This is a genomic window from Rathayibacter iranicus NCPPB 2253 = VKM Ac-1602 (genome assembly GCF_003149025.1).
Taxonomy (GTDB): Bacteria; Actinomycetota; Actinomycetes; order Actinomycetales; family Microbacteriaceae; genus Rathayibacter; species Rathayibacter iranicus.
Genome location: NZ_QGDV01000005.1, coordinates 81,204 through 98,901, shown reverse-complemented (window position 1 = coordinate 98,901; position 17,698 = coordinate 81,204). Strand labels below are relative to the sequence as shown.

The window sequence follows — 17,698 nt, the reverse complement described above, 5'->3', positions numbered from 1 at the left end:
TGCTACTTCGCGTCCTGCCGCGGGAAGACGACCTTCTGCACGACGATGATGACCGACGCGGCGACCGGGATCGCGACAAGCGCACCGAGCACGCCCGCGATAGTGCCGCCCGCCACTGCCGCGATCACGACGACTGCTCCTGGCACCGAGACAGCCCTGTTCATGATCCGCGGACTGAGGACGTAGGCCTCGACCTGCATGTAGACGAGGTAGTAGCACGCCGCGACGAGAGCGGTCAGCGGCGAGGCGAGCAAGCACGCGAGCGAGATGATGACCGCTCCGGAGATCGTGCCGACGAGCGGGATCAGCGAGCCCAGGAACGCCACGCACGCCAGCAGCGCCGGCACAGGGCCGCCGATGACAAGAAGCAGGATGAACGTCAGCACGCCGTTCACACCGGCGAGGGTCACCTGCCCGACGACATAGCGGCCGACCGCACCGGTGATCTCGTCACCGACCTCGTGCGCCTTCGCTCGGTGCGAGGCCGGCGCGAATCGGTAGGCGACCGCCTTCATCGAGCGGAGGGAGGCGAGGAAATACAGGGTGAGGATCAGGACGATGATGGCGCCGGTCACTCCGCTCGCGATCCCCGTCCCGACGGCGAGCAGCCCGCCGCCCAGCGAGAGCAGGTTGTTCGGGTTGCCGAGGACGCCCTGTGCGTTGGCGATCAGCTCGTCGATGTCGATGACGCCGCGCAGCTGCCGCTCGAGGTCGAGCACCCACGGCTGCGCGGCGATGTCGGTGATGATCTCCGGGGCGCTGGTGACGAACATCGTCAGCTGCTCGACGAGGATTGGGATGATGTAGATCAGCAGCCCGGCGAAGATCAGCACGACCGCTGTGAAGACCGCCGTGATCGCCAGCGGCCGGGGTAGGCGCTTGCGCTCAAGCCACGAGACCAGCGGATCCAAGCCGAGCGCGAAGAACATCGCCACGAAAATGTAGGTGAGCACCGTGCTGAGCTGGACGGCGAGGCCGCCGAGGACGAGGGCAACCAGCACCCCCAGACCGCCGAAGAGGCCGATGCGGAAGGAGCGGATCGTGAAGACCGGCTTCTCCGGATCGGTCGAGACCACGATGTCCGGCTCGGCCGCTGGCTGAGCGGGAGCCGACCGGCGCCGGCGGGAGCGGGCGAAGGCGCGCGGGAGGATCATGGATCGAGCGTATCGAAACCCGGGCGGGCCTCCCGGCGGCGCCGCCCACCCTTGACGCGAGCTGGTTCCGTCGCCTGATCGAGGCACCGTCCACGAGCGAACTGCCAGAGCAGCAGGGCGAGCGGAGTCGCGGAGTCAGCCCTCGGGATCGTGGTCGTCGATGACCGCGTCGTCACGGTGGAGGGCGGCATGCCGCTCCCACTCGGCGAGCAGATGCTCGAGTGCCGCCTCAAATCGGCGGGTCGCGGCTCCAGGCGATGTATCACCGAAGTAGTGGGCCACCCAGCGCTGCAACCGCTCGATTGCCACAGTGTCGTGCTCGGCCGTCTCGATTCGCGCAACGACCGCGGCGGCGTCCTCGGCGAGCAGCCACTCCGCGTCGCCCAGATAGCCGGACTCATCCACGTCGGCCGCGGAACTCGTCGGCCGGGTCACCAGCAGTGGTCGTCCCGTCGCGAGCCGGTCGTAGACCATCGCCGACACGTCGAGCACCGCGAGGTCGGCGACCGCTAGTTGCCAGCCGAGTTCGGCACCGGTGTCGTGCACGTGCCGGGCGGCAGGGTCGGCGGCGTTCGCGGAGGCGATCATCGCAACGATCTCACGGTCCGCCGCCGCGTAGTCGGAGTCGACGGCGCCGCTTCTCGGGTGCGGGCGGTACACCACGCGAAAGCGGTGATCGGCGAGCAGCGCCCGAACGAGCGCGACGCCGTGGCTACGGATCGAGCCGTATCCCGCCGCCGGCCGGTCGCCCTCCCAGGTCGGCGCGTAGAGGATGACCCGGCGCTCGTCCGGCTCGAAAGGTGTGTCGCCTGCGAAGTGGTCGGCCTGCGGGCGCCCAATGGCCAGAGCGCGAGTCTCGAAGTCATAGTTCCAGAGCACGCGGTGCAGACGGGCGAGTGCGGCGTCTCCGGCGATCAGGCTGTAGTCGTACGCCTTGAACTGATTGGTCGTCATGTACATCTTGTCGCTCTCGCCGTGGTTGACGAAGACGTGCCAGCGGCGCCCATACCGCATCATCTGGAAGTTGCGCGCGTTCTGATTGACATACAGGATCACGCGCAGCGGCTGGCTCGCGATGGTGCTCTCGAGGTCGGCGACCGAGCGGACGTAGGCGACCGGGATCGGGCTTTCGCGCAGCAAGACGTCGGCGGCGCTCGCGGTGCGGCTGAGCAGTACGACCGGATGCGTCCGCGCGAGCTGGGCGAGTGGCCGGTACCACTGCCGCACCTGGTAAAGATTGATGTCGCCGTCGGCGAAGTAGACGCCCACGTCGAAGCGGCCCTGCGGCAGAGGACCGCGCGCGGCGAGCAGGCGCGCGACCGAGCCGCGGGCCCGCCGGGCCGCCAGCAGCTCACCGGCCATCGTGACGGCGAGGCGCGCGTCGGTACGGAGGCGGTCGAGGAGGTCGCGAGGGGCGGAAGTCATCCTCATCAGGCTACCGGCGACGGCCCCCGGATCGGGGGTACCGCGAACCCCTTAGACCGGGGTCACCCGCAACCAGACGAACTGGAGCGGCGCCAGCCGGAAGCCCTCGCGCAAGTCGACGCCGGTCTCGGTGACCAGGTCAACCGCCTCCGGGACGAACCCACCAAAGCGCTGGGGCGCAACCTCCTGCACCTCCTCCGACACGTTGACGAGCACCAGCACCGCCTCGCCGTCGCCCGGGCGCTGGTAGCCCAAGACATGGTCGTTCACCGCATCGAAGCTGGTCAGCGCAGTGCCCGCGAACATCGGCGTCGCCTTGCGCACAGCGATCAAGTGCAGGAGCCCGCCGAAAATCTCGCTCGCTGCCGTCCCCGGGACCTCGCGCTCGGCGTAGCGTTCCCGAGGGCGCCGGGGCCGATTGACCCACCGCGAATCACCGGCCTTCTCGGGGTCGTCGAGGTAGCTGTGATCGTTGAGCTGAGCGACCTCATCACCGAGGTAGAGCAGTGGCAGTCCGCCGGAACTCAGCATGATCGAGTGCGCGAGGAGGACTCGGTCGATGCCGTAGGGATCGCCTGCCTCGATCCCGGCCAGCGAGGCCGTCGTCCCCGATACGCGCCGGTCCCCCGTCCGCGGATTCTCTTGGAACGGCACTCCGCGGGCGAAGGTCCCGTCGAAGTGGCCGGTGTAGAAGTCGTTCAGGAACCTCCGATGCCCGGCCGCGTCGATCCCCAGCTCGGCCGCGTCTTCGTCGGCGAAGGTCCAGCCGATGTCGTCATGGCCGCGCACATAGTTGACCCAGGCCGTGCCCGCGGGCAGCGCATGCCGACGCTCCAACGCGTGGGAGAGCAGACGAACGTCGCGCGTGGCCAGCGCCTCCCAGGTCAGCGCCATCTGCAGCGGGTTATACGAGAGCTGGCACTCCTCGACATCGATGTACTCGATCACCTCGTCGGGATGCACGATCGCCTCGGACTTGAACAACAGCGCCGGAGCCGCCAGGCGGCAGACCTCGTTGAACGCGCGCAAGAGGAGGTGCGCCTGCGGCTGCGACTCGCAGCTCGTGCCGAGCTCCTTCCAGATGAACGCCACCGCGTCCATCCGTAGGGCGTCGATGCCCTGATTGGCGAGGAACAGCATCTCCCCCGCCATGGCACGGAACACTTCTGGGTTGGCGTAGTTGAGGTCCCACTGGTAGCGGTGGAACGTCGTCCACACCCAGCGGCCGTCCTCGAGCTGCACAAAGGAGCCGGGATGATCGTCGGGGAAAATCTCGCGGGTGGTGCGCTCGAAGGCGTCCGGCTGCTCACGATCCGGGAAGATCCAGTAGTAGTCCTCGAAACGCTGCTCGCCGGCCAGCGCCCGCTGCGCCCACTCGTGCTCGTTCGATGTGTGGTTGAAGACGAAGTCGACGACCAGCGCAATGCCCTGCTCGCGCAGCTCGGCGGCCAGCAGGCGCAACTGCTCCATGTCGCCCAGATCGGGCCGCACCCGCCGATAACTCGACACGGCGTAGCCGCCGTCCGACTCCCCCTCCGGTGCATCGAACAGCGGCATCAGGTGCAGGTAGTTCAGCCCAATCTCGCAGAAGTACGGGATTTCAGCGCGCAGACCCTCGAGATCGACGGCGAAGCGATCGACGTAGCAGACACCGCCGAGCGCCTTGTTCGAGAGGAACCAGTCCGGGTTCAGCTCGCGGGCACGGTCGTGGGCTCGCAACTCTTCGGGCCGCTCCTCCCACGAGGCGGCAGCGAGTTCGACGATCGCGACGAGCTGGTCGGCGAGGTCGTCGCGGCCCACGTAGACCGCGGATAGCAGTTCAACCAACCGCGGGAGGTGCGCGTCGAGCCGCTCACGGAACTCGTCATCGACGGGGCCGAGGCGTCCGCGGACGGCCGCGAGGAGATCCGGCTCAGCGAGCCTCGCCTCCGCTTTGGCACGCTCGGTCGGGGAGAGCTGAGTCGAATCGAACACCGTCGTCCTTTCGGGGCCCCGGCGGGGGCGGATTCCCCGATGCTAGACGATCGGCGGACGCCCGGCGAACGTCATCCGGAGCACCGTGCGCGCCGAGAGCACGCGCCGCCCACCCGGATCGGATCGCCAGCCCTCCCGCCAGCCGGCCCACCACGCACGCAGGGCGGCCTGGTCGCGGCGCCAGCGCAGGCACTGGATCGCCGTCCACGAGCCGATATAGGCCGCGGCGAGCGGAGCGGCGAGGTTGCGCCGCGCGAGCCAGACCCGGTTCCGCGCGTTCAGCCGGTAGTAGTCCGCATGACGGGTCGGCTGGATAACCGGATGCTGCGCGACGAGATCGCCGGCGTACCAGACCGTGCGACCGGTGCCCCAGACCCGCCACGCCAGCTCGATACCCTCGTGCGCATAGAAGAAGGGAGCGGCCCAGCCGCCCGCCTGGGCGAAGACATCGCGGCGCAGCACGACGGCTCCCTCCCACACCGAGAAGACGGGGCCGGAGCGACGTGGGTCGCCCTTGCGGATGCGCGGAATCCACCGCCGCGGGCTCGGCGAGCCGTCGGTGCTGTCGACCCGGGGCTGCACGAGCCCGATCCGGCGCGGTGACGCGAGCAGGGCTACGGAGTCGAGCAGGAAGCGCGGCGAGGGTACGCGAGCATCGTCATCCAGGAAGAACAGGTACTCCCCTTCGACGACGGCCGCTCCGGCGTTGCGACCCGCGGGGATGCCGAGATTCTCGGGGAGCGCGAGCGCGCGCACACCGTCGGGCAGGCTCTCGGGCTCCCAGCCGTTACCGACGCAGACGACGTCCAGTTCGACCCCCTCCTGCGCACGCACGCTCGCGAGGCCCACGGCGAGGTCATCGGGCCGCGTTCCCTGGCTGAGCACGACGACTCCGACCCTCGGCTCAGGCGCGAACACGCCGAGAGGCCATGATCGCGACGAAATGACCCACCAGAGCGAGCAGGGCGAGTGGCAGCAGCGCCCCGACCAAGACACGATCGGCGATCCCCGCTCCCACGACGAGGCCCACCAGGGCTGCGGCGAACGCCAGCATGGTCAGCTCGACGGAGTGGTAGAGCCGGTGGAACGGCAGGAAACGGGCCGCGCGGCGCAAGCGTGCCAGTCCGGAAGAGGACACAGCCGCCTCTCCCTTCGTGTCGGCCAACTTCGTCAGCCCCGCGTTCGCCCGCGCGACATGCACCATGTCGTTCAAGGCCTTGTTCAGCACGATCACGAGCGCGAGCGCGAAGCCCACGCTCGTCCAGAGGAAATCCTCCGGCGCCTCGAACGGGAAGCCCGCCGCGCGGAGGCCGAGGGCGATCGGGATCAGCGCCTCCGTCGTGTAGTGGCCCACCTTGTCCAAAAACACGCCCGCCGGCGACGAGGTGCGGCGCCAACGCGCGACCTCACCGTCGCAACAGTCGACGAGCATCTGCACCTGGCCGAGGAGCAGCGCCAGCGCGGCCCCGGCAATTCCCGGAATCACCAGCGCGGCGGCGGCACTCCAGCCCACCAGAATCATCAGCCCCGTCACGCCGTTCGCCGAGATCGGCGTCCGCACGAGCAGCCAGGTCAGGTACGGCGAGAGGCGGCGGAGGTACAGCGAGGCGGTCCAGTGCTCGGCGTTGCGGCGCCCGCGGACGTCCGGCGGTTGCGTGACCGCTCGAAGTTCGGCGAGAGAGCGGGGTCTCGTGGTCATGCGCCCCTCGGCGAGTCGGACCGCGGCTGGTGGCGGTGGGCGGAGATGTTGCTGGTCAACCCGGCGAAGCCGAGCACGAAGCCGGTGCCCCAGGCGACGTGGATCGCCGGGATGACCACGGCGAACCACAGCATCGCACGGGCACCGTCCTGCCGTGCGACCGCGAGTGCCGCGGCGGCGACCACGAGGAGATAGCCCACCGGGACCGCACAGCCGAGCAGCAGCCACGGTGCCGCGTGGGTGAGCGCCTGCGCGACTCCGCCCAGGCCCGCGACGAGCCCGAGCGCGAGCAGCGCCACGAGCAGCGGCGGGGCGAAGTAGCGGAGCGAGCGCGAGGCCGGGAACATCCGAGTCAGCTCGCCGCGCCACATCCCGGTCGAGAGGAACTGGCGCAGCAGCGCGCGCAGCGATGGCCGCGGCCGATAGGTCACGGTGAGACGCGGAGTGAACCAGACAACCTCGCCGCCCTCGCGCAGACGCCGGTTCAGCTCCCAGTCCTGACCGCGCTTGAAGCGCTCGTCGAAGAGGCCTGCACGCGCGAGCGCCGAGCGGCGAAAGACTCCGAGGTAGACCGTGTCGGCCGGACCCTCCTGCCCCCCGACGTGGTGCGGGGTGCCGCCCAGGCCGATCCGGGAGCCGTAGGCGCGGGCGACGGCCCTCTGAAAGGGGGTGATCCCCTCTGCTGCCATCACCCCGCCGACGTTCGCGGCCCCGGAGCGCTGGAGCGCCTCGACCGCCGTGCGCGCGTACTCGGGCGGCAGCACGGAGTGCGCGTCTACTCGCACGACCACCGGGTACCGCGAGGCGCGAATGGCCGCATTGAGCCCCGCGGGCGTGGAACCGACCTCGTTGTCCACGACGCGGATCCGCGGATCGGCCGCGCTGAGTTCGGCGACGAGTTCCTCGGTGCCGTCGATGCTCGGCGCGAGGGCGAGCACGATGTCGAACGGCCCAGAGTAGTCCTGGCCCAGCAACGAATCGACTGCCGCGCGCACGTGGGTGACCTCGTTCAGCACGGGCATGACGTACGACACGCCCGGCAGGCCGGAGAGGTCGTCCGTCGAGGTCTCGGGCTGCATGGGTCCAGTTCGTGCGGGCTCGGGCGCCGGGTCAGTGCGCGGACGCAGGACTCGTCACACTATCAGCGGCTGACCTTTTGGCCCACGGCCGCTAGCCGCGCCCTGCGCCGCACCGCACGCTGGACTCGGCCTTCGAGCGTGCGGCGGAGCATCCGACGTGCGGCAGGACGTAGCGGTAGCCCCCGCGGACGACTCCGCGAGGGCTACCGGTGCTGGCGAGAGTCAGTTCGTGGCCATCTGACCCAGCGTCGCCTTCGCCTCGTATGCCTGGCCGTTACGCACGTAGGTCAGCTCGACCTCGGCGTTCGCGGGATGCGAGCGCACCTGAGCGGTGAGATCGGTGCCACTCGTGACCGGGACGCCTCCGATGCCCGTAATGATGTCGCCCTTGGCGAGACCGGCGGCCGAAGCGCCCCCCCCTCCCGCTACGCTCTCGATCGTCGCGCCGAGCACGCCCTCGACCGAGTCGCCCACACTCGCACCGAGCAGGCCGTGCGAGACCGAGCCGTTCGCGATGATCTCCTTCGAGACGCGCTCGGCGACCGAGCTGGGGATGGCGAAGCCGAGGCCGACGCTGCCTGCCTCCGAACCGGAGGAGGACTTTTCGGCGCTGTAGATAGCGACGTTGACACCGATGAGCTGACCATCGCTGTTGAGCAGGGCCCCGCCAGAATTGCCGGGGTTGATCGACGCATCGGTCTGGATGACCGGCAGCGAGACCGAACTCCGGGCCTGAGCCGGCTGCTGCTGACCGGGGAGGTCGAAGTTGAACGGGCTGTCGCCGCCGCCGCTCGACTTGTCACCGGTCTCACTCGGCGGCGCCGAGGAGGCGACCGAAATGCTGCGGTTGAGTGCGCTCACGATGCCGTCGGTGACTGTGCCGGGCAGACTGAAAGGAGCACCGATCGCAACAGCGGTGTCGCCGACGTTGACCTTCGTGGAGTCCGCGAACGTCATCGGACTGAGGTCCGTCGCTCCCGTGAGCTTGATGACGGCGAGATCGAGGGTCGGATCGGTGCCCACGATAGTGGCGTCGAAGATGCGCCCATCGCTGGTGGAGACAGAGACAGTCGGGCTGGACGTCGTGCCGCCGACAGTGACAACGTGCGTGTTGGTCAACACGTATCCGTCCTTCGAGAGCACGATTCCCGAGCCGCCGCCCCCTTCCCCGTTCCCGTTCTTGACCAAGATGGTCACGACGCTCGGGCTCGCCTTGGCGGCGACCGCGGTGGCGGTCGTGGCGTCCTCGGCGTTGTTCACGGTGATCGTCTGCGCGCCGCCGGTCGAGACCACGCGCGTCCCACCTCCGTTGGAAGCGGACCACAGGCCGAACACGCCGGCTCCGGCGACGCCTCCGACGACCGCGCCGATGGCGAGCGCCGCGACGACGCCGACGCCGGCGCGGCGCGTGCCTGAGGAAGAAGCCGCGGAGTGTTCAGTGCCGAAGGCGCTCGCGATGGGCGGCTGCTCGGAGCCATGCAGCGTATTGGGCGCGGGAGGCGCGTACTGGCCGTAGCGGGCGGACTGCGAGACAGGTTGCGCTTCGTTGCCAACCGTGGCGTTCGGCGTGTACGGAGGCTGAGGAGCGGAGGGGTAGGGTTCGGTCGGGTTCCCGCCCTGGTGGATCGGCTCGGTGGGCCCGGTGGTCGAGGACGACGCTCCGGAGATCTCGCCGGGTGTGCGCTCGGTCGCCTCTCGGGCGCCGGACTCCGACGGCGTAGTGGGTTCCTCCGGCTGACGAGGACCCTCGTGACTCTCGGTCATGGGTGCTGCTCCTTCCAAGCGGGGATAGCTTGGCGAGCGTACCTGAGCGTTTCTTATGACGAGGCTGCGAGCGCGAAATGAAACCGTCACGGTCACCCGACCGGGCACACTGGAAGAGTGAGTATTTCTGGATCCTGGTCACGCGCAGCAGCCGGCGCGGGCCTTCTCGGCCCGAGTGGTGAGGTCGCAACAACCGTCTTCAGTGAGATGAGCGCGCTCGCTCAGCGCACGGGTGCAGTCAACCTCGGCCAGGGCTTCCCGGACGAGGACGGGCCGCGCGAGGTCCTCGAGGCGGCGCAGGCAGCCATTGCCTCTGGCGTCAACCAATACCCGCCCGGGCCGGGCTTCCCGGTGCTGCGGGAGGCGATCGCCACGCATCAGCGCCGCTTCTACGGCCTCGAACTCGACCCAGACGGTGACGTGCTGGTGACGACCGGGGCGACGGAGGCGCTCGCGGCCACGCTGCTCGCGCTCCTCGAACCGGGCGACGAGGTCGTCACCTTCACTCCGCACTACGACGCGTACGGCGCTCTAATTGCCCTCGCCGGCGGTGTCCACCGCACCGTTCGCCTGCGCGGTCCCTCCTTCACCGTCGACCATGACGAGCTGGCCGCTGCTGTCACCGACCGCACGCGGATCATCCTGGTGAACGATCCGCACAACCCGACCGGCGCCGTCCTTTCCGCCGACACGCGTCACGAGATCGTTCGCCTCGCAGAGCGGCATGACGCGGTGATCGTCACCGACGAGGTCTACGAGCACCTGCGCTTCGACACCCCGCACGTACCCTTGGCGACCCTCCCCGGCGCGTTCGAGCGCACGCTCTCCATTTCCTCCGCGGGTAAGACGTTCAGCACCACCGGGTGGAAGATCGGTTGGATCGGCGGGCCGCGGGAGCTGGTGACCGCGGTCCTCGCGGTCAAGCAGTTCCTCACCTATGTCAGCGGCGCGCCGTTCCAGGGTGCGGTCGCCCTCGGCCTCAGGATGCCCGACTCTTTCTTCACCGGGATCGCGGCAACCCTCGCTCAGAAGCGCGATCTGCTCTCGGCGGGCCTGGCGGCGGCCGGCTTCGGCGTCGCTCCCTCTTCCAGCGGCTATTTCGTCGTCGCGGATGCGGCTCCGCTCGGCTTCGCCGACGGCGTCGCGCTCTGCCGGGAACTGCCGAGGCTCGCGGGCGTGGTGGCTGTCCCCGTCTCCGCATTCTGCCGACCGGAGGACGCGGCGCCCTACCGCTCGCTCGTGCGGTTCGCGTTCTGCAAGCGCTTCGAGGTGCTGGAGGAAGCGGTGGCAGGCCTCGCGGGGATGGTGCGCTGAGGGATCAGAGCGGCTGCACGCGGAATCGCCTCAGCGCGAGCGCCGGGTTCTGTGCGCGAGCCCGCAGGATCCGGTCGCGGGAGACCCAGGCGACGGCGACGTCCTCCACCTCGCCGAGCGTCACGATCTCGACGCCCATCGGATCGACCACCATGCTCGTGCCCACCCCGATCGGTGGCGTCTGGTCGGCCGCGAGAAGGTAGACGGTGTTCTCGAGGGCGCGCGCGGTGACCAGCGTCCGCCAGTGTGCCTCTTTGAGCGGGCCGCGAACCCATTCGGCGGGCGCCGCGATCACGTCTACCCCCGCGTCGACCAGCCAGCGGCTCACCTCGGGGAAGCGCAGGTCGTAGCAGGTCTGCAGGCCGACGACGAGGCCGCCGACATCGAAAGTTTCGGGCGCGGTGATCTCGCCCGGCGCGACCCACTCCGACTCCGTCTGCCCGAAGGCGTCGTAGAGGTGGAGCTTGCGGTAGCGCGCGACGAGCGACCCCGAGGGATCGAGAGCCACCAGAGTATTGGCGATCCGCCGATCGTCGACAGCTTCGACCATCCCTGCGACAAGATGGAGCCGATGCTCTCGCGCGAGTGCCGCGAGCCCCTGCACGAACGGGCCGTCGAGTGCCTCCCCTGCCGCGACGATGTCTGGCCCGAGCGGGTCAGTGAAGGCGGAGCTGTACTCGGGCAGGACGACCAGGCTCGCACCGCGCTCCGCCGCAGTGCGCACCAACCGCGCGATCACGGCGAGGTTCTGCTCGCGGTCGATGGTCGGGGCAAACTGCGCAACCGCCATCCCGATGGCGGCAACCATCAGCTCGGCGGGTAGAGGAAGAGCGCGACCTGCGAGGCCGGGATTGTCCTCGTGTGGTATGCGTGGCTGTGGCCCCAGTTGTACTCCTCGAGCGCGACCGTGCCGTCGGCATTGACGGCCTGCACGTACGCGACGTGGTTGCCGGTGAACCAGGCCACCGCTCCCGGGACCGGAGTGCTGCTCGTCACCCAGCCGTGCGAGGCCCACTGTCCAGCCCAGGCGTAGGCGCTGCCGCCTCCCGGGGTCATATTGCCCCAGGTCCACTTGAACGCCGCGCTCGTGGATCCCTGGTCGCGGTTGATGCGCCAGGCGACGAAGTCGACGCACTCGCGGTAGTAGTAGCGCAGCGGCGAGAGCCCGCCGCCCTGCTCGTCAGTGAGCTGGTCGCGCCACGGGTAGTCGTCGCCCTCCTGGCGCGGGGTGACCGAGATGCTCGTGCCCGCGCTGCCCGCGGGAGCGCCCGTCGGTGCGGTGGCGGCCTTTGCCTCCTGAGCGAGACGCGCCGCCTCAGCGTCGCGGGCGGCCTGCTCTGCGGCGGCGAGCGCCCGCGCTTGAGCGGCGGCCTCGTCGAGCTGTGCCTGGGTCGGCGCGGTGAAGGAGTCGCGGATGACCTGCTCCTGCACGGCGTCCGGCGCGACCGTGAGCTTTTGGTTGCCCAGGGCCCGCACGCGAGCGGCAGCTTCGATTGCGGCCTGCGAATCGGGAGCCGGGTCGAACGAGTAGGCCGGCAAAGCCGAGACAGCGACGAGCCCGGCGATAGCGGCAACGGCGACCGTGCTGAACGCGGCGCGGACCGCCTTCCGCGAACGTCCGCGAACGGGGCGGAGGGGGACCAGGATCGGAGTGGCAACCGGTGCGGCCGGGAGGGCCCGTGGATTCGCTCTCGCCTCGCGCAGGCTTCGGCGGGTCGGGTGGGAGCCGGCTCCGTCGTTCGAGCGCTCGCCCACCTGTTCGTCCGTCACACCGCCACCCTTCACATCGCGGTCGAGGATACCGCGCGCGGCTCGGCGACACACCGAGTGGCACGGGCGCGGCGGGACTCTCCCCGCCACAGCGTGCTCTGGTCAGTGAAGAAGCAGTCCGGCTGAGATCCGGGTGCCACTGCACCCTCGCTCGGTGATGACTCGCGAGCCTGCCCGGAGTAGCGTCCGTGACGACGCGGGAGCAACGGGGCGGCCGCGGAACGGAGGACGGACATGATCCGGAGCGAACGCGCGTTCAGCGGCTTCAGTGTGGATGACGTGGAGAAGGCACGTGCCTTCTACGGTGACGTGCTCGGTCTCGACGTCGCGGTGAACGCGATGGGCATCCTCGAGATCGAACTGCCGGGCGGCGGCCGCGCGATCGCCTACCCCAAGCCCGACCACGAGCCGGCGGGCTTCACCATCCTGAACTTCGCGGTCGAGAGTGTCGATGCCGCCGTGGCGGAGCTGAACGCGGCGGGAGTCGTCACGGCCATCTACGACGATCCCGCCCTACCGACCGACGCGACCGGAGTGATGCGCGGTCACGGGCCGACGATCTGCTGGTTCCGCGACCCGGCCGGCAACGTGCTGAGCGTGATCGAGGGCGACTGACGACCTCGTCACGCCCGCACCGCCCGAGCCGGATCAATCGATGCCGCTCGCAACGCAGGAGCGACGGACGCGAGCGTCCCCGTGACGAGCCCCGTCGCGAGTCCGAGCAGCGGCGCAGAGGAGGAGAGAACAGGTTCCCAGCCTTGACCGGCGCTGACGACCAATACCGTCAGGAGACCGCTCGCCGCCCCGGCCGCTCCACCCGCACCACCGACAAGCACCCCCTCGAGGAGAAAGAGCAGGGCAGTCGCCGCCCTGCTTGCGCCGACGGCGCGGCGGAGTCCGATCTCGGCGACCCTGGACTGGACCGAGACGAACAGGATCGCGGCCGCACTCACCGTCGCCAGTCCGAGCAGGACGAGCGAGATCGTGGCGACCAGCGCGCTCAGATCAGCGGCAACCCCTCGACGGAGGTTTCGCAGGTCGGCGACCGTCTCGACGTTCACCGATCCGGGCGCTCCTGGAGCGACGGCGAGAGGAATCGCCTCCGCAACCGCGGCCGGTAGACCCGGCTCGGTGCGCACGACAAGCGAGTGGTCGGCTCCCGGCAGATGGTCGGTGACCGCCGCGGAGACGAAGAGTGCGGAGTCGAGATCCGCGCGGCCGGAGTCCTCAATCAGTCCGACGACCTCGACGGGTTGGCCACCGACCCAGACCTCGACGCCCGGTGCTGCGGCCCCGACGCCGAGCGTCGTGGCGGCTTGCGCGCCGAGCACAGCGAAGCGACCCGGCACAGCCGGATCAAAGAGCGAGCGCGCCGATGACGGCCGGGTGCGCACGTCATCGAGCACGAGCAGGGCGGAGTCACCACCGACGACCCGCACGGGCGCGCTCTGACGGACCAGCACGGAGCCGGGACGGAACCTGGCCAGGCCCGCGTCCGCTGCAGAAACGGAGATGGAACGCGCGACGCCGACGACCCCGGGGAGAGCGTCGATCCGCTCGACGGCGGTTCGCTCAGCGTCCACCCGCTCGGCCGTCCTCCGTTCCTCGGGAAGCGACACCGTGACCTCGTCGAGTGCCGCCCGAACGAGGCGCTGCGAGACCTGGTGCGCGGCAGTCTCGGCCAGGCCCGTTGCGGCGACCAAACCCCCGGTACCGACGAGGAAGGCGAGGAGGAGCAGCGCCGTCCGGCCCGGGCGCAGCGTCATAGAAGAGAGTGCATCGCCCACGATTCCGACGAGCGCTCGCGCCCGGTGCCGAGCAAGGCCCCGCTCCGCTCGCCGTGAAGGAGCGAGGCGGGAGCTGCTACCTCCGGTATCAGCGATGACCGTCCCGTCGGCGACCTCGATCCTGCGAGTCGCGGCGCGCGCCACTCGTTCGTCGTGGGTGACCACCACAACTGTCCTGCCCTCGCCGTGGAGCTCCTGCAGGAGCCGGATCACCTCAAGACCGTTCGCCGAGTCGAGGTTGCCGGTTGGCTCGTCCGCGAGGATGACCTCCGGATCGGTGCAGACGGCGCGGGCGATCGCGAGCCGCTGGCGCTCCCCACCTGAGAGCGACCTTCCGGCAGCCCGGCGCCGATGCAGCAGACCAAGGCGCGCGAGCGCCGTCGTCACGCGCTCGCTCTGCTCCTGGGTGCTCCGGCCGCCGATGCGTAGCGGGACCGCGACGTTGCGCTCGACCGAGTCGTCGGGCAGTACGTGGGACGCCTGGAAGACGAAGCCGAACACTCGAGACCGCAACTGATCCCGGCGGTGGTCCCGCAGCGCACTCACATCAGCGCCGTCGATCCGGTAGCTGCCCGAAGTCGGCTGATCGAGGAGCCCGAGGACGTTGAGGGGAGTCGACTTACCCGCCCCTGAGGGACCGATCACCGCCACGAATTCACCACGTTCGATGACCAAATCGACCGCCGACAGAGCGGTCGTCGCGGACGTACCGTCCCCGTACCGGCGGGCCACATCACGCAGTTCGAGCAGCGGAGTCACCTCGGCACCCGGACCATCGTGCCGACAGGAAGGGCCTCGGTCGGATCGAAGGACGCCCAGCCGTCCGCCTGCGCGCGCAGGCCGATCTCGATTCGGGGCGGCAGCGTCGCGCTCGGATCACCTGTCGGCTGAACGAAGGTCTTCCCGTCCTCCTGGAGCACCGCGACGAGGGGGACGGCCGGAACCGGCTCACCCGTCCGACCGGTCGCGACTGTGACGGGACGACCGATCGCAAAACCCTGGTCTGGCCTCTGCGAGAAGGCCACGTTCACGTCGTAACCGGCGCCGGACGAGGAGTCTGTGGAAAAAGCTCCGATCGACGACACGGTACCCGTGGCCGATGCTCCCGCCTCCCCCATCAGCGTGACGGCCGTGCCGACTGTGAACTCGTCCACGCTGATGACAGTCGCCCGGGCGCGGACAGCGTCGGGAGCCGTGCGGAGCTCGGCAAGCGCCTGCCCGGTCCCGACGCTGGGCTCGACGGGAGCCGCGGTCGCCGGCGAGGACGACGACGCCGGCGATGAGCCTCCGCCGGAGCCGCCCTCCGACAGGACGGTGCCCACGGCGGCGACCGAGGCGACGATGGCACTCGGACCGGGAAGGATGACGAGCTCACCGAGGTCGACACTCGTTCCCGGCCCGATGCCCCCCGGTGGTTCCGCGTCAGCCCGGTGGTAGAGGTCTCGGATCGCCCGCTGTGTTTGCGCGTCGATGACGCCGCTGTCCACGACGTCCAGGCCGGCTTCCGCGAGCGCCTGCTGGAAGCGCGTGACGTCCTCCCCCGTATCGCCCGCCGCGAGCGCACGATACGGCGGCACATCCATCGACAGCACGAACACGGGTCTGTCCGAGACCTCGGCGAGGAGCATCCCGGCGCCGACCTCCTGCCCGACCTCGACGTGAACCGCCGTCACGACAGCACGGGACGCCGAGCGCGGCCGGACGGCTTCGACCGGCAGAGTCGTGCCGGCGACCACCTCTCCCTGCAGTCGAGCGGACTCGGCGACCACGCGGGACTCAATCGCAACATCGACCGGCACCACGGTGGTGGACGCATCGACGGCCACCGATTCAGGAGTCTGAAGTGACCGACCCCACCAGAACGCGCTGCCAGCGGCGAGCAGGACGACCGCGACAAAGACTCCGATCACAGCGGGACGCGCGATAAGCCCCGGCCGGGCAACGACGTCGCCATCCGGCTCAGCTTCCATGCTCAGCGATCACCTTCTTCGCTCGCTCGAGCACCTCCGCCTGCTTCTGCTTCACCACAGCCAGCTCCGCCTCATGAGCCGCGATATACCCCGCCTGATACTGAGCTTGAATGTCATAGAGGGTCTGCTCCACCTTCGCCTCCTGATGACACGTCGCCTCGGCTACCGCCGTCCTCACCTGGCCCTCGGCATCCTCCGGCTTATTCATCACTTCAAACGACGACGGGTTATCACTCATGGACAACCCGCTCCGCGCAAAACACTCAGCAAGAGCCGCCCGAACCTTCGGGAACTCCTCACTCTCCGCCGCCGCCGCAGCGCCCCCGTAGCGGCCCTCATCGACAACCACCATCAACGCTTCGGTGGGGTTATCGCTGTGGCCCGCGTCTTCTGTGAGATTCGGGATCCGCTCGACCGACTTGGTGCACCTGCTCTCGGCAGCCATCTGCTCCGCCGACGGCGTCCCGTCCGCGGCGACCGCGGCCATCACGCTTTTCTCATACGGCGACTCCGGGACGTCGTAGCCATACACCGCAGCCCGAGACACACTCCAACTGCCGTACCGGCGGTTGAACTGCTCCTCCGAACCCCCTTGCCAGTCCACATGCGCCGGCGAATAATCACGACCGGACTGCTGCAGGCAGTCGAGGATGAGCAGATCATTCGCGTGGGTGACCGCGAGCATCTCGTCGGTCGTGGGCAGGAACTCATCGAGGGGAAGACGAACCGACTCAAACTCCTCATGAAGAACGGCATGCACCGAACCATCCGGGGCGACTTGCTCATAAACCTGGTCTTCTGTCGCCGCCGGGGCAGGCGATCCACTGACGCCGACGGCTTCCTGAGAACAGCCGACGAGGACGACGGAAATCCCGGCGAGGATGAAGACACCGAAAGACAGAGGGACACCACTGCGCATCAGGCGATCCTCCAGCTGCTGATCTGGTCGTTGAGATCGTGCGGATCACCGTCGCAATGCCGATTGGGGAGGAAGTGCTCGGACGATTGCGCCGGGAGAAACATGCTGCATCCGTGATAGCGCTCGTCCGAGTAGAAGCGCGTGGCATATTTATTGGTGGCCACGCTGGAGGCTTGATCGTTCCACCAGTCGCCGCCGAGCGACTCGCGGTTCGGATTCTGCTGAGTCATCTTTCCGCCGAAATTGGCGTGTTCGAACAGGCAGACGTACACGCAGCCATCCGAGAAGGCGTCGGCGCCTGCCGGTGCGGCCCCGGTGATCGCCGCTCCGGCGACGACGCCCAGCAGGGCGACCCTCGCCCAGGCCGCCGAGCCCGCCGATCCACTGTTCTTGACCGCTCCGGTCTTCATGGTTGTCTCCTTCGTTCCTACCTGACGGAATGTCAGTGACCAGGAGGATACGCAGTAGCCGGTCGACGCGCTCTCCTGGCGCGGAATGACGGTTGGAGAGTGACGGGGCCTACCGGCGCCCACAACCAGGGCCTTGGCAGGAGCGGTCTGACCTGGCAGCAGCCAGCAGGCGGGGACGCGCAGCCACAGACGTCACGAGAACGAATCTGCCGGGAACCTTGACGAGGAGCACATCCCGGATGCCCAGTGACGGGCCACTAAAACGACGAAAGCCGATCCCCTTCGGGACCGGCTTTCGCTTTCTTGTTGCGGGGGCAGGATTTGAACCTACGACCTCTGGGTTATGAGCCCAGCGAGCTACCGAACTGCTCCACCCCGCGGCACAAGAGAAAACACTACAGGCCTTACGAAGCTGGTGCAAATCGACGCTTCG

At 69.0% G+C, this 17,698-nt stretch carries 15 protein-coding genes and 1 tRNA gene; 2 read left to right on the top strand and 14 right to left on the bottom strand.

Going from position 1 to position 17,698, the window contains the following annotated elements; genetic code table 11:
- Nucleotides 1-2 precede the first annotated feature (2 nt).
- The 7 genes from B0H03_RS07615 to B0H03_RS07585 form a co-directional block, all read right to left on the bottom strand.
- Nucleotides 3-1,154 carry an AI-2E family transporter gene (locus tag B0H03_RS07615; protein WP_104263829.1) on the bottom strand — a complete coding sequence of 384 codons (1,152 nt, stop codon included), beginning with the start codon at nucleotides 1,152-1,154 and terminating at the stop codon, nucleotides 3-5.
- Between the two features lie 135 nt (nucleotides 1,155-1,289).
- Nucleotides 1,290-2,579 (bottom strand): hypothetical protein, encoded by a 1,290-nt coding sequence (locus B0H03_RS07610; RefSeq protein WP_419956892.1) that lies wholly within the window; start codon nucleotides 2,577-2,579, stop codon nucleotides 1,290-1,292.
- A 51-nt stretch (nucleotides 2,580-2,630) separates the two neighbouring features.
- Nucleotides 2,631-4,553: an alpha-amylase family protein gene (locus B0H03_RS07605; protein WP_104263828.1), complete on the bottom strand. Its 1,923-nt coding sequence runs from the start codon at nucleotides 4,551-4,553 to the stop codon at nucleotides 2,631-2,633.
- Between the two features lie 42 nt (nucleotides 4,554-4,595).
- Nucleotides 4,596-5,471: a glycosyltransferase family 2 protein gene (locus tag B0H03_RS07600; protein WP_104263827.1), complete on the bottom strand. Its 876-nt coding sequence runs from the start codon at nucleotides 5,469-5,471 to the stop codon at nucleotides 4,596-4,598.
- Nucleotides 5,458-6,252: a CDP-alcohol phosphatidyltransferase family protein gene (locus tag B0H03_RS07595; protein ID WP_104263826.1), complete on the bottom strand. Its 795-nt coding sequence runs from the start codon at nucleotides 6,250-6,252 to the stop codon at nucleotides 5,458-5,460. Before B0H03_RS07595 ends, B0H03_RS07600 begins: the two co-directional genes overlap by 14 nt.
- Nucleotides 6,249-7,331, bottom strand: a complete 1,083-nt coding sequence (locus B0H03_RS07590) for a glycosyltransferase family 2 protein (RefSeq protein ID WP_104263825.1) — start codon at nucleotides 7,329-7,331, stop codon at nucleotides 6,249-6,251. The genes B0H03_RS07595 and B0H03_RS07590 overlap by 4 nt, the downstream gene beginning before the upstream one ends.
- A gap of 222 nt (nucleotides 7,332-7,553) precedes the next feature.
- A complete protein-coding gene (locus B0H03_RS07585) occupies nucleotides 7,554-9,095 on the bottom strand; it encodes a S1C family serine protease (RefSeq protein ID WP_104263824.1) in 1,542 nt (513 codons plus the stop codon).
- 117 nt (nucleotides 9,096-9,212) lie between these two features.
- Here B0H03_RS07585 and B0H03_RS07580 point away from each other — a divergent pair, with 117 nt between their 5' ends.
- Nucleotides 9,213-10,409 (top strand): aminotransferase class I/II-fold pyridoxal phosphate-dependent enzyme, encoded by a 1,197-nt coding sequence (locus tag B0H03_RS07580; protein ID WP_104263823.1) that lies wholly within the window; start codon nucleotides 9,213-9,215, stop codon nucleotides 10,407-10,409.
- Nucleotides 10,410-10,413: 4 nt separating this feature from the next.
- Here B0H03_RS07580 and B0H03_RS07575 read toward each other — a convergent pair whose 3' ends face one another.
- Together B0H03_RS07575 and B0H03_RS07570 are read right to left on the bottom strand one after the other, a co-directional pair.
- Nucleotides 10,414-11,217 carry a carbon-nitrogen hydrolase family protein gene (locus tag B0H03_RS07575; RefSeq protein ID WP_104263822.1) on the bottom strand — a complete coding sequence of 268 codons (804 nt, stop codon included), beginning with the start codon at nucleotides 11,215-11,217 and terminating at the stop codon, nucleotides 10,414-10,416.
- On the bottom strand, nucleotides 11,217-12,179 hold the full coding sequence (locus B0H03_RS07570) for a CHAP domain-containing protein (protein WP_160487258.1): 963 nt from the start codon (nucleotides 12,177-12,179) through the stop codon (nucleotides 11,217-11,219). Before B0H03_RS07570 ends, B0H03_RS07575 begins: the two co-directional genes overlap by 1 nt.
- Before the next feature lie 234 nt (nucleotides 12,180-12,413).
- Between B0H03_RS07570 and B0H03_RS07565 the strand changes: the two genes are divergently transcribed.
- Entirely contained in the window at nucleotides 12,414-12,794 is a 381-nt protein-coding gene (locus tag B0H03_RS07565) for a VOC family protein (protein ID WP_104263820.1), read from the top strand.
- 8 nt (nucleotides 12,795-12,802) lie between these two features.
- Here B0H03_RS07565 and B0H03_RS16540 read toward each other — a convergent pair whose 3' ends face one another.
- From B0H03_RS16540 to B0H03_RS07540, 5 genes are all read right to left on the bottom strand, one after another.
- Entirely contained in the window at nucleotides 12,803-14,725 is a 1,923-nt protein-coding gene (locus tag B0H03_RS16540; RefSeq protein ID WP_104263819.1) for an ABC transporter ATP-binding protein/permease, read from the bottom strand.
- Entirely contained in the window at nucleotides 14,722-15,936 is a 1,215-nt protein-coding gene (locus tag B0H03_RS07555) for a hypothetical protein (protein ID WP_104263818.1), read from the bottom strand. The genes B0H03_RS16540 and B0H03_RS07555 overlap by 4 nt, the downstream gene beginning before the upstream one ends.
- Entirely contained in the window at nucleotides 15,926-16,855 is a 930-nt protein-coding gene (locus tag B0H03_RS07550) for a hypothetical protein (protein ID WP_104263817.1), read from the bottom strand. The genes B0H03_RS07555 and B0H03_RS07550 overlap by 11 nt, the downstream gene beginning before the upstream one ends.
- The gene (locus B0H03_RS07545; RefSeq protein WP_104263816.1) at nucleotides 16,855-17,265 is read right to left on the bottom strand and encodes a peptidase inhibitor family I36 protein; all 411 of its coding nucleotides are present in this window, start codon (nucleotides 17,263-17,265) and stop codon (nucleotides 16,855-16,857) included. Before B0H03_RS07545 ends, B0H03_RS07550 begins: the two co-directional genes overlap by 1 nt.
- A gap of 306 nt (nucleotides 17,266-17,571) precedes the next feature.
- A tRNA-Met gene (locus B0H03_RS07540) sits at nucleotides 17,572-17,645 on the bottom strand.
- Nucleotides 17,646-17,698 lie beyond the last annotated feature (53 nt).